Raw genomic sequence first — 13,622 nt, forward strand, 5'->3', positions numbered from 1 at the left:
GTATCCGCCAGGGAGACACTCATGAACGCCATTGCAGCATCGACGGATGTCCGCGAGCTTCATCGTGAAGCACTGCGAATCGATGGTGAACGGATCTACCGCGACGCGGTGATCGAGGTACGAAACCCGTACGACGGCTCGCTCGTCGGCACCGTGCCGAAGGCGACGCTCGACGACGTGCGGCGCGCCTTCGCGGTCGCCCGTGCGTACCGGCCGTCGCTCACGCGCCACGAGCGCGCGGCGATCCTGCGCCGCGCGGCCGACATCGTGCGTGCGCGCACCGCCGAGATCGCGGAGCTGATCACGGCCGAAGCCGGGCTGTGCATCAAGGATTCGACGTATGAAGCGGGGCGCGTCGCCGACGTGCTCACGTTCGGCGCGGGCGAAGTGCTGAAGGACGACGGGCAGATCTTCTCGTGCGATCTGACGCCGCACGGCAAGAAGCGTCGCGTGTACACGCAGCGCGAGCCGCTGCTCGGCGTGATTTCCGCGATCACGCCGTTCAACCACCCGATGAACCAGGTCGCGCACAAGGTCGTGCCGTCGGTTGCGACCAACAACCGGATCGTCGTGAAGCCGTCGGAGAAGGTGCCGCTGTCGTGCTACCTGTTCGCGGACATCCTGTACGAAGCGGGCCTGCCGCCGCAGATGCTGCAGGTGCTGACCGGCGACCCGAAGGAAATCGCGGACGAGCTGATCACGAACCCGGCGATCGACCTGATCACGTTCACCGGCGGCGTGTCGATCGGCAAGTCGATCGCGTCGCGGATGGGCTACCGGCGCGCGGTGCTCGAGCTCGGCGGCAACGATCCGATCATCGTGATGGAAGACGCCGACCTCGACGAGGCGAGCACGCTTGCGGTATCGGGCTCGTACAAGAACTCCGGGCAGCGCTGCACCGCGATCAAGCGGATGCTCGTGCACGAGGCGGTGGCCGATCGCTTCACCGAGCTGGTGGTCGAGAAGACCCGCGCGTGGGCGTACGGCAACCCGGCCGATCCGTCGGTCGACATGGGCACGGTGATCGACGAAACGGCCGCGAAGTTCTGCGAGCAGCAGGTGAACGATGCGATTGCGCGCGGCGCGCGGTTGCTGGTCGGCAACGTGCGTGACGGCGCGCTGTATTCGCCGACGGTCGTCGATTGCGTGACGCCCGACATGCCGCTCGTGAAGTACGAGACGTTCGGGCCCGTGTCGCCGATCATGCGCTTTCGCGACATCGACGAGGCGATCCGGATGTCGAACAGCACCGACTATGCGTTGTCGTCGTCGGTCTGCACGAACCGTTTCGACAGCATCACGCGCTTCATCACGGAGCTCGAAGTCGGCAGCGTGAACGTGCGCGAAGTGCCGGGCTACCGGCTCGAACTGACGCCGTTTGGCGGCGTGAAGGATTCGGGGCTCGGCTACAAGGAAGGCGTGCAGGAAGCGATGAAGAGCTTCACGAATACGAAGACCTATTCGCTGCCGTGGTAAGTCGCACGTAATGTGTCGACATGCGCGCCCGCATCGGCTGTACGGCCGGTGCGGGCGTTATTCGATCGGCTCATATCGTTAGCCGATTTGCGTTTTTGCCGGGCTTCGACCCGTCGGTAGAATTCGCGGACCTCTCGAACGACGCCCATGCGCCGGCGGGATCACTCCCTTCAATCATTCGGGGTCCGCATCATGAAAATCCTCCGCTCCATCCTGGTCGTCGCGATGCTGCAGGCTGTCGCGGCCACGAGTGCGCTCGCTGCCGACGACCTGTCGCAGATCAAGTCGGCCGGCGTGTTCCGGGTCGGCACCGAAGGCACATATGCGCCGTTCACGTATCACGACGCGACGGGCAAGCTGACCGGCTTCGACGTCGACATCGCGACCGCGATCGCGCAGCGGCTCGGCGTGAAGCCCGAATTCGTCGAAGGCAAGTGGGACGGGCTGATCGCGGGCCTCGACGTGAACCGCTACGACGCGGTCGTCAACGAAGTGTCGATCACCGATGCGCGCAAGGCGAAATACGATTTCTCGACGCCGTACATCACGTCGCACGCGGTGCTGATCGTGCGCGCCGACAACACGTCGATCCGCTCGTTCGACGACCTGAAGGGCAAGAAATCCGCGAACACGCTGACGAGCAATTTCGGCAAGCTCGCGGCCGCGCACGGCGCGGACGTGGTACCCGTGCAGGGCTTCAACGAATCGATCGATTTGCTGAGCTCGGGGCGCGTCGACGCGACCATCAACGACTCGCTGTCGTACCTCGATTTCCGCAAGCACAAACCCGACGCGAAACTGAAGATTGCGGCGACCGACACGACCGGCGCCGGCGATGCGTCGGGCGTGCTGCTGCGCAAGGGCAGCCCCGCGCTGGTGGCCGCGATCGACAAGGCGCTCGCCGGCATCAAGGCCGACGGCACCTATGCGAAGATCTCGCAGAAGTATTTCGGCCGCGACGTGTCGCAGCCGTGATGCGAGGCTGAACGATGCCGCCCTGGCTGCACCTGATGGCGGAATCGCTGCGGCCCCTGCTCGTGGCAGGGCTCGTGTTCACGGTTCCGCTCACGCTCGCGTCGTTCGCGATCGGCCTGCTGCTCGCGTTCGGCGCAGCGCTCGCGCGCCTGTTCGGGCCGCGCTGGGCGCAGGCCGGCGTGCGCTTCTACATCTGGCTGTTTCGTGGTTCGCCGCTGCTCGTGCAGTTGTTCGTGATCTTCTACGGATTGCCGAACATCGGGATCGTGCTCGATCCGTTGACTGCCGCCGTGATCGGCTTCTCGCTGAACGTCGGTGCGTACAACGCCGAGGTGATTCGCGGCGTGATCGAATCGATCCCGAAGGGGCAGTGGGAAGCCGCGTATTCGATGGCGATGACGCGCGCGCAGGCGCTGCGCCGCGCGATCCTGCCGCAGGCCGCGCGCGTCGCGCTGCCCGCGCTGTCGAATTCGTTTATCTCGCTCGTGAAGGACACGTCGCTTGCGGCCGTGCTGACCGTGCCGGAGATCTTCCAGGCGGCGCAGCGCATCGCGGCCGTGACCTACGAGCCGCTGATCCTCTACACCGAAGCCGCGCTGATCTATCTGCTGTTCAGCTCGGTGCTCTCCACGCTGCAACGTCGCCTCGAACTCCGTTTCGGTCGTCACGCGCTGTTCCATGCGGAGTTGCGATGATTCGTCTCGAACGTATCGACAAGTCGTTCGGCGCGCATCGCGTGCTGAGTGCGATCGACCTCGCATTGCAACCCGGCAGCGTGACGGCGTTGATCGGGCCGTCCGGCAGCGGCAAGAGCACGCTGCTGCGCTGCGTGAACCTGCTCGAAGTGCCCGAGACGGGCGCGCTCACGGTCGGCGACGCGCGCATCGCGTTCGCAGCGGGGCACCGGCCGTCGCGCGACGCGGTGTTCGCGGTGCGTCGGCAAACCGGCATGGTGTTCCAGAACTTCCAGCTGTTTCCGCACCTGAGCGTCGTGCAGAACGTGATGGAAGGGCTCGTGACCGTGCAGCGCTGGCCGCGTGAGCAGGCGCGCGAGCGCGCGCTTGCGTTGCTCGACAAGGTCGGCATCGCGGACAAGGCCGACGCGTGGCCCGCTACGTTGTCGGGCGGGCAGCAGCAGCGCGTCGCGATCGCGCGTGCGCTCGCACCGTCGCCGCAGGTGCTGCTGTGCGACGAGCCGACGTCGGCGCTCGATCCCGAGCTGTCCGTCGAGGTCGTCGAGGTGCTGCGCCAGCTCGCGCGCGAGGGCACGACGATGCTGATGGCCACGCACGATCTGCGTCTGGCTGCGTCGGTCGCGCACGATGCGGTGTTTCTCGCGGATGGCCGCGTAGTCGAAGCCGGTGCGTCGCGCGAGCTGTTCGGCCGGCCGCGCGATCCGCGCACCGCGAAGTTCGTCGCGACGCTCGCGCAAGGCGTGCCGGCCCTCTGACGTGCTGCGCGGCAGCGCCGGCGATCAACCGCGCTCGTGCCCGTCGAGCACCGCCGCGACGATCGCTTCCGGCGCATCCTCCTGAACGAGGTGCCCCGCGCGCGGCACGCGGATCAGCTTGCCGCCTGCGATGCGATCGGCGAGTGCCTGCCCCTGTTCGAGCGGAATCCATCCGTCGTCCTCGCCCCACACGATGCGTACCGGAAAGTCCGGCAGCGCGTAACGGGCTTCGGCTTCCTCGACGTAGCGCTGGCGCATCTGCGCGATCTGCCGATAGAACGCGGATTGGCCGGCGGGCGTGAGCCACGGCGAACGGTAGATCGACAGCACGTCGTCGCTCAACGGCCGCGCGACCGCATTGCCGATATAGGCCGACACGAGCGCGTGATGCGCATAGGCCGGCAAGCCGGCGAACGCGGCTTCATGCTGCGCGACGTGCTGCACGAACGGCGAGCCTTGCGGTGCGATCGCGACCGGGTTCACGAGCGTCAGGTCGGAATACGCAATGCCGTCGAGGAAATGCGCCCGCAGCACGGTCGCCCCGCCGTAGTCGTGTGCGAGCACGCGCGGGCGCACGATGTTCCATTCGTCGAGCATCGCGCCGAACAGCACGTTCTGCCGGCCGAGCGATACGTCCGCGTCCGGCATGTCCGACTGGCCGTAGCCGAGCAAATCGTAGAAGAACACGCGATGGCGCCGCGCGAGCCACGGGGCGATGCGTCGCCACACCTGCGACGAAAACGGCGTGCCGTGCACGAGCACCAGCGGCGGCCCTTCACCGAGCGTTCCCCATGCGACCCGGTGGCCGTCGAAATTGAAGCGGTTCGGAAGTTCGAGCATCGGCGTCTCCGTGCTAACCTGTTTTGGTTGTTAACAGGTTACGCCGGTTCGACTGGATGCGAAACCGATAGGTGAAAATAAATGGTTACTCGACACGATCCCGCGCGACAGGCGCACGAATGGAGCGCGGCCGATTTCGTCGGCGGCCATCCGGCGCTCGATTTCCTGAATACGGTGGCCGACACGGGCAAGACACGCGATGACGACAAGTTCGTCGACTGGCCGGCCGTGCGCGTGTGGGCCGGGAAGTCGAGCTTGCTGGCGGAGGCTGACCTGACGCGGTTTCTGCGTCATCCCCGGCAGGATGGCGGGGACGAGCTCGCCGCGCTGCACGGTTTTCGCGACGACGCCTATGCCGCGCTCGCGCATCTGACGACCGGCGACGGCGGCAGTGCCGGCGCGCGGGCGGCGCACCGTCTTGCCGAGGCGATTCGCGATGCGATCGGACGCAGCACATTCGACGCGGTCGATGGCCGCTTCGCGTGGCGGCCCGATGCGCGTGCCGCGTCGCGCTGGGTCGACGCGGCCGCGCTCGGGTTCGAGCATCTGCTGCGCAGCGACGATTTCGCGCGCATTCGGCAGTGTGGCCGCTGTACGTGGTTCTTCGTCGATCGCGGCCGTGGCGTCGGACGACGGTGGTGCGACATGCGCACGTGCGGGAACCGCGCGAAGGTGGAGGCGTTCAGGGAGCGGTGAAACGGGAGCCGCGGTGCGCTCGGGGCCAGGCGGTTTGACCGGCCGGCCCCGGATGCGTCATTCGGCGACTTCGTGCAGCCGATGCTCGGGCCACAGCCGCGCGGCGACGAACAGCCCGGCAATGAAGAGCGGCGCACCGATCGCGAACAGGATTCCCGCGACGCGCCAGCGATCCCAGAACTGGTCGACGACCGCACGCTCCGGCGTGACGGGGTCGTACAGCACGTTGACCGCGTCGCCTTCATGCAGGCTCCAGGGCGATGATGCCGGGCCTTGCGTGAACGTGATCGGGCGGCCGCTGTCGGTGGTGAACGCGACGATCGCCGAATGGAGCGACGAGCGTGCGGTGCCGGCGACCTCGACGACGTGGCCGATCGAATGGGCATAACGATGGGCGATCTGCCACTGGCGCAGGCCCGCGGCGCCTGCGCCGGCCAGGAAGCCGGTGCCGATCGCGATCGGGATCAGCACGACCGCGATGTTCCAGCGGCGCCGCACCGGTTTGCCGGCCGCGCGGCGCGGCGGTGCGTCGGATCGCCGGTTGCGGCGCTCGTTCACGTACAGCAGGCAGCCGATCGAGAGCGACACGACGGCGAGCAGCGCGGGCACGGCAGCCGGAAACCAGCGTTGCGCGAAATCGTCGATCAGGGCGGGGCGCTCGGGATGGGCAGGGTCGAGCAGGACGTCGACGCTTTCGCCGATGTCGTACGCCGGGACGCTCGACGCGGTATTGCCGGCGATTTCGCGGCGCCGGCCGTCGTTCGCGAGGTAGGCGACGATCGGACGGTACGCATGCATCGCGTCGCTGTCCTGCACGATGCGCACGACCGTGCCCGGTGTGCGAACCAGCTGGCCGACCGTGCTGCTGGCCGTGACCGCGAGCGCGGCTGCGAGCGCGGCTGCGAGCGCGAGCAGCGCCACGCCGAGCACAAACGCGACGAGCGCGTCCTTACGCGGCATGACCGGATTCGCTGCGCGCGTGGTGCGACGGATCCGGATGCGTTCGGATGGGGTGCGCGCATCGACTTGCGCGCCGATGCCGGCGTGACCCTGCCTGTTGAATGGCCCGGCCTCGTTCACATGATTCCATGTTTGACGTCCCATGCGCTCTCAGTGCCGGCAAGCGATACGGCGATCGCGGTGCCGGTCGTGTGATATTTGTCGGACGATTCTAGCGGAAACGGTGCGGAAGATGCGTGCGGTCGCATACCGCGATGCAGGCGGGGCGAGTTGGCGGCGGAGGCGAGCGGAAATGGAAAAAGCCCGGTTAGCTTGCGCTAACCGGGCTTTGAAATTCCTGGTGGGGCGTGAGTGACTCGAACACTCGACCTACGGATTAAGAGTCCGCTGCTCTACCAACTGAGCTAACGCCCCCAACAGAAGAAAGATTATGCACGAGCATTTCGGGTCTTGCAAGCCCTTTCTGCAAATTTCCCAAAATATTTCGTCACGACAACGGCGGCTATCGGTCCGATGACGAGCGATCGCAGTTTCCGCGCTCCCGGTATGATGACGTCCACACGCGTTGCGCGGCGGTCGCGCAACGTTTTCTGGACATCCGAAGATGGACGAAAACGCAGTCCGCGAATTGCTGGATCGCCTGCTGGCCCCATGGGTCCGCTCGCTCGGTCTGGTCCCCGTCTCGATCGGCGACGACACCGTCACGATGCGCCTGCCGTTTTCCGGCGAATTCCGCCATTCGGGCGGCATCATCTGTGGCCAGGTGTTTACGGCCGCGGCCGACACGGCGATGGTGGTCGCGATCTCGGCCGCGCTCGGCGAGTTCCGGCCGATGACGACCGTTTCGCTGAACACCAACTTCATGCGTCCGGTGCGCAAGGGCGACGTGCTCGTCACCGCGCGCGTGCTGCGGATGGGCCGCAACCTCGTGTTCGGTGAAGTCGAGTTGTTCGACGAGGACGGCAAGATGGCCGTGCACGCGACGTCGACCTACGCGCTCGTCAGCTGAGCGGCGAGATGTTCGACCAGATCGTCTTTGCGGGCGGCGGCAATCGCTGCTGGTGGCAGGCCGGCTTCTGGGACGTCGCGCAGCCGGCGCTCGGGCTGCGCCCGCGCGTGATCGCGGGCATCTCGGCCGGCGCGGCCACGGCGTGCATGCTGTACACGCGCGACGCCGCGTGGGTGATGCGCTATTACGAGGAAGCGCTGCGCCACAACCGCAAGAACGCGTACTGGGGCAACCTGTTCGGCCGCGAGCCCGTGTTTCCGCATTACCGGATCTACCGGCAGGCGCTGCTCGACATCTACGGTGAGCCGTTCCCGCAGCTCGCCGACGCACCGGAGATCCGCATCGGCGTGTCGCACGTGCCGCGCTGGCTCGGCGCGCGCAGCGCGGTCGCGGCGGGCCTCGTCGCGTACAACATCGAAAAATACGTGCGCAAGACGCTGCACCCGACGCTCGGCCGCACGCTCGGCTTTCGTCCCGAGTTCGTGCGCGCGCAGGCCTGTGCCACCGTCGACGAACTCGCCGACCTGATCCTGCAGTCGTCGTGCACACCGCCGTTCACGCCGGTGCTGCGCCGCGGCGGGCGGCCCGTGCTCGACGGCGGGATGGTCGACAATGTGCCGGTCGGCGCGCTCGACCCGTCGCCGGGCGATGTGCTGGTGCTGGTCACGCGGCTGTATCCGCGTCCGCAGATGTTTACGGTCGCGCACGGCGACCAGCGACGGCTGTACGTGCAGCCGTCGAGCAAGGTGCCGATTTCGAGCTGGGATTACACGAGTCCGTCGCAGATGCGGCATGCGTACGACCTCGGACGGCGCGACGGCGAGCATTTTCTTGCACGCGTCGACGCGATGACGGGCGGCCGCGTGACCGCCTGAAGAAGGAGCGGCAGGGCGGGGCCGCGCGACGTGCGCGGCCCGCGCGGATCAGCGCTTGCGGATCGGCGTCAGCGCTTCCGGGTTCGCGACGCTGGACATGTCGCCCTGGTCGAACGCGAGGATGTTCTTGAATGCCGCGCTGAAATAGAGCTCGTAGCTTTCGCGCTCGACGTAGCCGATGTGCGGCGTGCAGATCACGTTTTCCATTCGCAGCAGGCTGTAGCCCTGCAGGATCGGCTCGCTCTCGAACACGTCGATCGCGACCATCCCCGGACGATTGTGCGACAGCGCGTTGACGAGCGCGTTTTCCTCGAGCAGCTCCGCGCGGCTCGTGTTGACGAGCAGCGACGTCGGCTTCATCCGCATCAGGTCTTCCTGCTTGACGATCCCGCGCGTGTCGTCGTGCATCCTCAGGTGCAGCGACAGCACGTCGCTCTGCTCAAACAGCGCTTCGCGGCTTTCGGCGGCCGTGTAGCCGTCGGCACGTGCGGCCTCGAGCGAATGCTCGCGGCCCCAGATCAGCACGTTCATCCCGAATGCCTTGCCGTAGCCGGCGACGAGCCGGCCGATCTTGCCGTAGCCCCAGATGCCGAGCGTCTGGCCGCGCAGCACCTGGCCGAGGCCGAAGTTCGGCGGCATCGCCGACGTTTTCAGGCCCGACTGCTGCCATGCGCCCTGCTTGAGGTTCGCGACGTATTGCGGAATGCGGCGCTGGGCGGCCATCACGAGCGCCCAGGTGAGTTCGGCCGGCGCGACCGGCGAGCCGGTGCCTTCGAGCACCGCGATGCCGCGGTCGGTACAGGCTTCGAGGTCGATGTGGCTCGACACGCGGCCGGTCTGGCTGATCATGCGCAGATTCGGCAGCTTCGCGAGCAGCTGCGACGTGATCGGCGTGCGTTCGCGGATCAGCACGAGCGCCTCGACTTCCGCCAGACGGCTCGCGAGCTGCCCCAGGCCACGCACCGTGTTGTTGAAGACCTTCACGTCGTGGTCGGCAAGCATCTCGAAGCAGTTCAGCTTGCGGACGGCGTCCTGGTAGTCGTCGAGGATGGCAATTTTCATGGTCAGCGGGAATCGCGCGTTGAAAGCGGCAGCGGTGGCGGCGGCGCACGTCGCGCACCCGTCCCGCCCGGCCGGGGCCGACATGATGCTACGTCGGCGTACTCCGTGGTGTCTTTTTAACAGGTTGTTACGCTCCGCCGCAATCGGCGCCAGCCTGATCCGGCGCAGCTTCCACGCGATGCCGCGGGGTGCGCTGCTGTGTCGCATCAAACACGTCTTTCCTGATTCGACCACTTCCCCGATGAGGTTCACCCAATTGTTGCTGCAATCAGAATAATTGGATCAATTATCCGGAATCGGTGAGGATTTTTGACTGTTTTTATCTCGTTTCACGGTCTCGTTAGGCAACTCTGCATCTTTTCCGCTGTCGTAGGAGAATTACGCATTTGCTTCAACTTTTTGAAGTTGTAACAGCGGCAGGAGTCGTTTATGGATCATTTGCAGTCGATGCGCGTGTTCGTCAAGGTTGCGGATCTCGGCAGTTTCGCGCGGGCCGCGAGTGCAATGGATATCTCGAACGCGGTTGCGACGCGTCACGTCGCCGACCTGGAAGGCCGGCTCGGCACGCGTTTGCTGAACCGCACCACACGCAGCCTTTCGCTGACGGAGTCGGGCCAGGTCTATCTGGAGCGGGCGCGCCAGATTCTCGATGAGCTCGAGGACGTCGAACAGATGGTCGTCGCGCGCAACCACGAGCCGGTCGGCACGTTGCGCATCGTCGTGCCGGTCGTATTCGGCCTGCATAACCTCGCGCCCGTCCTGCAGTCGTACACCGAGAATTTCCCGAAAGTGGTGCCGGATCTGACGCTGGTCGATCGCCAGGTCGATCTCGTCGAGGAAGGTTTCGATGTCGGCATCGTCGTCACGCGCCAGATGCGCAGCGCGAGCATCGTCACGCGGCGGCTGACCACGGGCTGCATGACCGTGTGTGCGACGCCAAGCTATCTGGAAAAGCACGGCGTGCCGACGCATCCGGAGCAACTCGCCGAGCACCCGGCCCTGAGCCTGCCGACCGAATACTGGGGCGACGAGCGCGTGTTCACGGGGCCGGACGGCGAAGTGCGCGTGCGGCCGACCAACGTGATCGTCGCGAACAACACGGCGATGCTGCGCCAGTGCGCGCTGCTCGGAATGGGTGTCGCGATCCTGCCGAGCTACCTGATCGGCGGCGACATCGCACGTGGCGCGCTGGTGCGGCTGCTGCCGGATTTCCGGCTGCCGCAGGTCGAGATCAACATCGCGTATCCGAGCCGGCGCCACCTGCCCGCGAAGGTCCGCACGTTCATTGACCACCTCGTCGAGCATTTCAGTCACTCGACCGACGCGATGATGGGCGAACAATGGGCATCGCAGGGCGCAGCGCCTGCGCCGATCGGCGTGGAAATGCGTGCCGAGCCGGCCGAATCGACCGACCCGAACCTGCAGCCGCGTCTCGTGCGCGCGTCGCGTCCGCGCGCGGCGGTGCCGTCGCCGCTGTAACGGCGCGTCGCCGGGCGGCGATTGCCGCCGGTACAAAGAAAAAACGCGGATCGAGCGATCGATCCGCGTTTTTTTACGCCATCTGACAGCGTGCGATGCGCCGGGGAGGTCCCGGCGATCAGGTTGCCATTACGAACCCGTCTTGCGCGCCGTCGTCTTGCGGGCGGCGGTCTTGCGGGCCGGTGCCGGTTTCTCTTCTGCGCCTTCCGTCACGGTTTCGGCATCCTTCGTCGCCGATTTCGCCGTCTTCTTCGCAGCTGCCGCCTTCGGTTCCTTCTTCTCGAACTCGAAGCCGATCTTGCCGTCCGGCTGCTTCACGAGGAATGCCTTGAAGTTACGGCCCGTGCGCGACGACTTGAAGCCCGGCAGCAGATCCGTGCGGCCGTCGGCGAGCAGCTTGGCCATCTGCTCGCGCGTGATTTCCTGCTGCAGGATCACCTTGCCCGAGCGGAAGTCGCACGTCTTCGGGTTCGCGACCGAGTGTTCGCACACATAGCTCATGCCATGCTCGAACACGCGGCCCTTGCACTTCGGGCACGCGCCGACCGGTTCCTGCGCGGAGAAGTCGGGCGCTTCGCCTTCCTCGCCGCCCTGGTCCTGGCCGAAGTCGAACTCGAGCTTGTAGTTCTTCGTCTCGTCGTCGAACGAGAGCTTCAGGATCGCCGAGAACGGGCGGCCCATCTTGCTGCGGAAGCCGGACAACGGGCCGATGGTCTTCTCCCGCAGCAACTCCTCGACTTCCGGGATCTCGAACTGCCGGCTGCCCGGAATCTTCGAGATCGAGAACTCGCACTTCGTGCAGGCGAAGCGGCGGTAGTTTTCCTTCACCTGGCCGCCGCAGTTCGGGCACGGCGTCTCGAGCGTCGCGTAATCGCCGGGGATCGTGTCGGAATCGTATTCCTTCGCGCGCTTGACGATCTGCTGCGTCATGCGGGCGATTTCCTGCATGAACGCGTCGCGCCCGAGGTTGCCGCGTTCCATCTGCGACAGCTTGTATTCCCATTCGCCGGTGAGTTCGGGCGCGGTCAGTTCCTTCACGCCGAGCCCGCGCAGCAGCGTCATCAGCTGGAATGCCTTCGCGGTCGGGATCAGCTCGCGGCCTTCTCGCACGAGGTATTTTTCGCCCAGCAGGCCTTCGATGATCGCCGCGCGCGTGGCCGGCGTGCCGAGACCCTTCGCGGCCATCGCTTCACGCAGCTCGTCGTCCTCGACCAGCTTGCCCGCGCCTTCCATCGCGGACAGCAGTGTCGCTTCCGAGTAGCGTGCGGGCGGTTTCGTCACGAGCGCGACGGCGGCGATCTCGTCGGTCTTGACCTTCTCGTCCTTCTGCACCGGCACGAGGTTCGCGTCCGCGCCTTCGGCGTCGCGGCCGTACACCTGCAGCCAGCCCGGCTCGACGAGCACCTTGCCTTCGGTCTTGAAGTGATGGCCGGCGACTTCGGTGATCCGCGTCGTGACGCGGAACTCGGCGGCCGGGAAGAACACCGCGAGGAAGCGCTTCACGACCATGTCGTACAGCTTCTGCTCCGGCTCGGACAGCGACTTCGGCGCCTGCAGCGTCGGGATGATTGCGAAGTGGTCGCTGATCTTCGAGTTGTCGAAGATCCGCTTGTTCGGCTTCACCCAGCCCTTGTCGAGCACCTGCTTCGCATGCGGCAGGTAGTTGTTGCTCTCCTTGAGCATCTCGAGCGTGGACTGCACCGTCGAAATGTAGTCTTCCGGCAGTGCGCGCGCGTCGGTACGCGGGTAGGTCAGCACCTTGTGCTTTTCATACAGCGCCTGCGCGAGGCCGAGCGTGTTCTTCGCGGAGAAGCCGAAGCGGCTGTTCGCCTCGCGTTGCAGACTCGTCAGGTCGAACAGCAGCGGCGATAGCTGCGTCGACGGCTTCGATTCCTCGGACACCGTGCCGACCTGGTCACGGCAGGCGGCGACGATGGTTTCGGCGGCCGGCACGCTCCACAGGCGGGAGTCGCGCTTTTCCGGATCGAATTCGTCTCGCTTGAATTTCGGGTCGTACCACTTGCCTTCGTAGAAGCCGCCCGCGCACGCGAACTCGGCCTTGACTTCCCAGTAGTCGCGCGGGATGAATCGGCGGATTTTCTCTTCACGTTCGACGACGATCGACAGCGTTGGCGTCTGAACGCGGCCGACGGTCGTCAGGAAGAAGCCGCCGCCCTTGCTGTTGAACGCGGTCATCGCGCGCGTGCCGTTGATCCCGACGAGCCAGTCGGCTTCCGAGCGGCAGCGTGCGGCGTCGGCGAGCGGCTGCATGTCCGTGTCGCTGCGCAGGTTCGCGAAACCGTCGCGGATCGCCTGCGGCGTCATCGATTGCAGCCACAGGCGCTGGACCGGCTGCTTCGCCTTCGCGTGCTGCGCGATCAGGCGGAAAATCAGCTCGCCCTCGCGCCCCGCGTCACATGCGTTGATCAGGCGATCGACGTCCTTGCGCTTCATCAGCTTGGTAAGGACCTTCAGCCGCGATTCGCTTTTTGCGATCGGGTTCAGGTCGAAATGCGGGGGGATGACGGGCAGATGAGCGAAACTCCATTTCCCGCGCTTGACCTCATACTCTTCAGGGGCGGCAATTTCCAGCAGGTGGCCGACCGCGGACGAAAGGACGAATTCGTCGCTTTCGTAGTATTCGTCATGCTTGGTAAAGCCGCCCAAAGCGCGCGCGATGTCGTTCGCGACAGAAGGCTTTTCCGCAATGATCAGTGCTTTGGACATGACAGGTGTGTGTTGGTAGACCGGGTTCGCCGGTGTGGGTCCCTTTTACGACGGCTTTATAGCACACGCGGCG

Annotated in this window: 12 protein-coding genes and 1 tRNA gene; 8 read left to right on the top strand and 5 right to left on the bottom strand. The window is 65.8% G+C overall.

Going from position 1 to position 13,622, the window contains the following annotated elements; genetic code table 11:
• Window positions 1-21 precede the first annotated feature (21 nt).
• The 4 genes from phnY (at window position 22) to BX604_RS07890 (ending at window position 3,901) form a co-directional block, all read left to right on the top strand.
• Complete coding sequence (phnY, locus tag BX604_RS07875; RefSeq protein WP_098550258.1) at window positions 22-1,476, top strand: phosphonoacetaldehyde dehydrogenase; 1,455 nt, start codon at window positions 22-24, stop codon at window positions 1,474-1,476.
• A 192-nt stretch (window positions 1,477-1,668) separates the two neighbouring features.
• Window positions 1,669-2,451 (top strand): amino acid ABC transporter substrate-binding protein, encoded by a 783-nt coding sequence (locus BX604_RS07880; protein ID WP_098550259.1) that lies wholly within the window; start codon window positions 1,669-1,671, stop codon window positions 2,449-2,451.
• A 14-nt stretch (window positions 2,452-2,465) separates the two neighbouring features.
• On the top strand, window positions 2,466-3,146 hold the full coding sequence (locus tag BX604_RS07885; RefSeq protein WP_098550260.1) for an amino acid ABC transporter permease: 681 nt from the start codon (window positions 2,466-2,468) through the stop codon (window positions 3,144-3,146).
• Window positions 3,143-3,901: an amino acid ABC transporter ATP-binding protein gene (locus BX604_RS07890; RefSeq protein WP_098550261.1), complete on the top strand. Its 759-nt coding sequence runs from the start codon at window positions 3,143-3,145 to the stop codon at window positions 3,899-3,901. Before BX604_RS07885 ends, BX604_RS07890 begins: the two co-directional genes overlap by 4 nt.
• A gap of 24 nt (window positions 3,902-3,925) precedes the next feature.
• Here the strand turns inward: BX604_RS07890 and BX604_RS07895 are convergent, their stop codons facing one another.
• The gene (locus BX604_RS07895) at window positions 3,926-4,741 is read right to left on the bottom strand and encodes an alpha/beta fold hydrolase (protein ID WP_098550262.1); all 816 of its coding nucleotides are present in this window, start codon (window positions 4,739-4,741) and stop codon (window positions 3,926-3,928) included.
• An 81-nt stretch (window positions 4,742-4,822) separates the two neighbouring features.
• Here BX604_RS07895 and BX604_RS07900 point away from each other — a divergent pair, with 81 nt between their 5' ends.
• The gene (locus BX604_RS07900) at window positions 4,823-5,437 is read left to right on the top strand and encodes a CGNR zinc finger domain-containing protein (protein ID WP_098550263.1); all 615 of its coding nucleotides are present in this window, start codon (window positions 4,823-4,825) and stop codon (window positions 5,435-5,437) included.
• Window positions 5,438-5,494: 57 nt separating this feature from the next.
• On the opposite strand, the gene BX604_RS07905 is transcribed toward BX604_RS07900, so the two are convergent.
• Entirely contained in the window at window positions 5,495-6,397 is a 903-nt protein-coding gene (locus BX604_RS07905) for a DUF3592 domain-containing protein (protein ID WP_373562413.1), read from the bottom strand.
• 338 nt (window positions 6,398-6,735) lie between these two features.
• Window positions 6,736-6,811: transfer RNA gene (locus BX604_RS07910), tRNA-Lys, on the bottom strand.
• A 190-nt stretch (window positions 6,812-7,001) separates the two neighbouring features.
• Between BX604_RS07910 and BX604_RS07915 the strand changes: the two genes are divergently transcribed.
• A complete protein-coding gene (locus BX604_RS07915; protein ID WP_096508449.1) occupies window positions 7,002-7,406 on the top strand; it encodes a PaaI family thioesterase in 405 nt (134 codons plus the stop codon).
• 8 nt (window positions 7,407-7,414) lie between these two features.
• Entirely contained in the window at window positions 7,415-8,281 is an 867-nt protein-coding gene (locus BX604_RS07920) for a patatin-like phospholipase family protein (RefSeq protein WP_098550265.1), read from the top strand.
• 48 nt (window positions 8,282-8,329) lie between these two features.
• Here the strand turns inward: BX604_RS07920 and BX604_RS07925 are convergent, their stop codons facing one another.
• Window positions 8,330-9,343 carry a D-2-hydroxyacid dehydrogenase family protein gene (locus BX604_RS07925; protein WP_096508450.1) on the bottom strand — a complete coding sequence of 338 codons (1,014 nt, stop codon included), beginning with the start codon at window positions 9,341-9,343 and terminating at the stop codon, window positions 8,330-8,332.
• A 429-nt stretch (window positions 9,344-9,772) separates the two neighbouring features.
• Here BX604_RS07925 and BX604_RS07935 point away from each other — a divergent pair, with 429 nt between their 5' ends.
• Window positions 9,773-10,822, top strand: coding sequence for a LysR family transcriptional regulator (locus tag BX604_RS07935; RefSeq protein WP_098550267.1), 1,050 nt, complete (start codon window positions 9,773-9,775; stop codon window positions 10,820-10,822).
• 129 nt (window positions 10,823-10,951) lie between these two features.
• Here BX604_RS07935 and BX604_RS07940 read toward each other — a convergent pair whose 3' ends face one another.
• Complete coding sequence (locus BX604_RS07940; protein ID WP_098550268.1) at window positions 10,952-13,549, bottom strand: DNA topoisomerase III; 2,598 nt, start codon at window positions 13,547-13,549, stop codon at window positions 10,952-10,954.
• Window positions 13,550-13,622: the final 73 nt, after the last annotated feature.

Source organism: Burkholderia sp. JKS000303 (genome assembly GCF_002563755.1).
GTDB classification, from domain to species: Bacteria; Pseudomonadota; Gammaproteobacteria; order Burkholderiales; family Burkholderiaceae; genus Burkholderia; species Burkholderia anthina_B.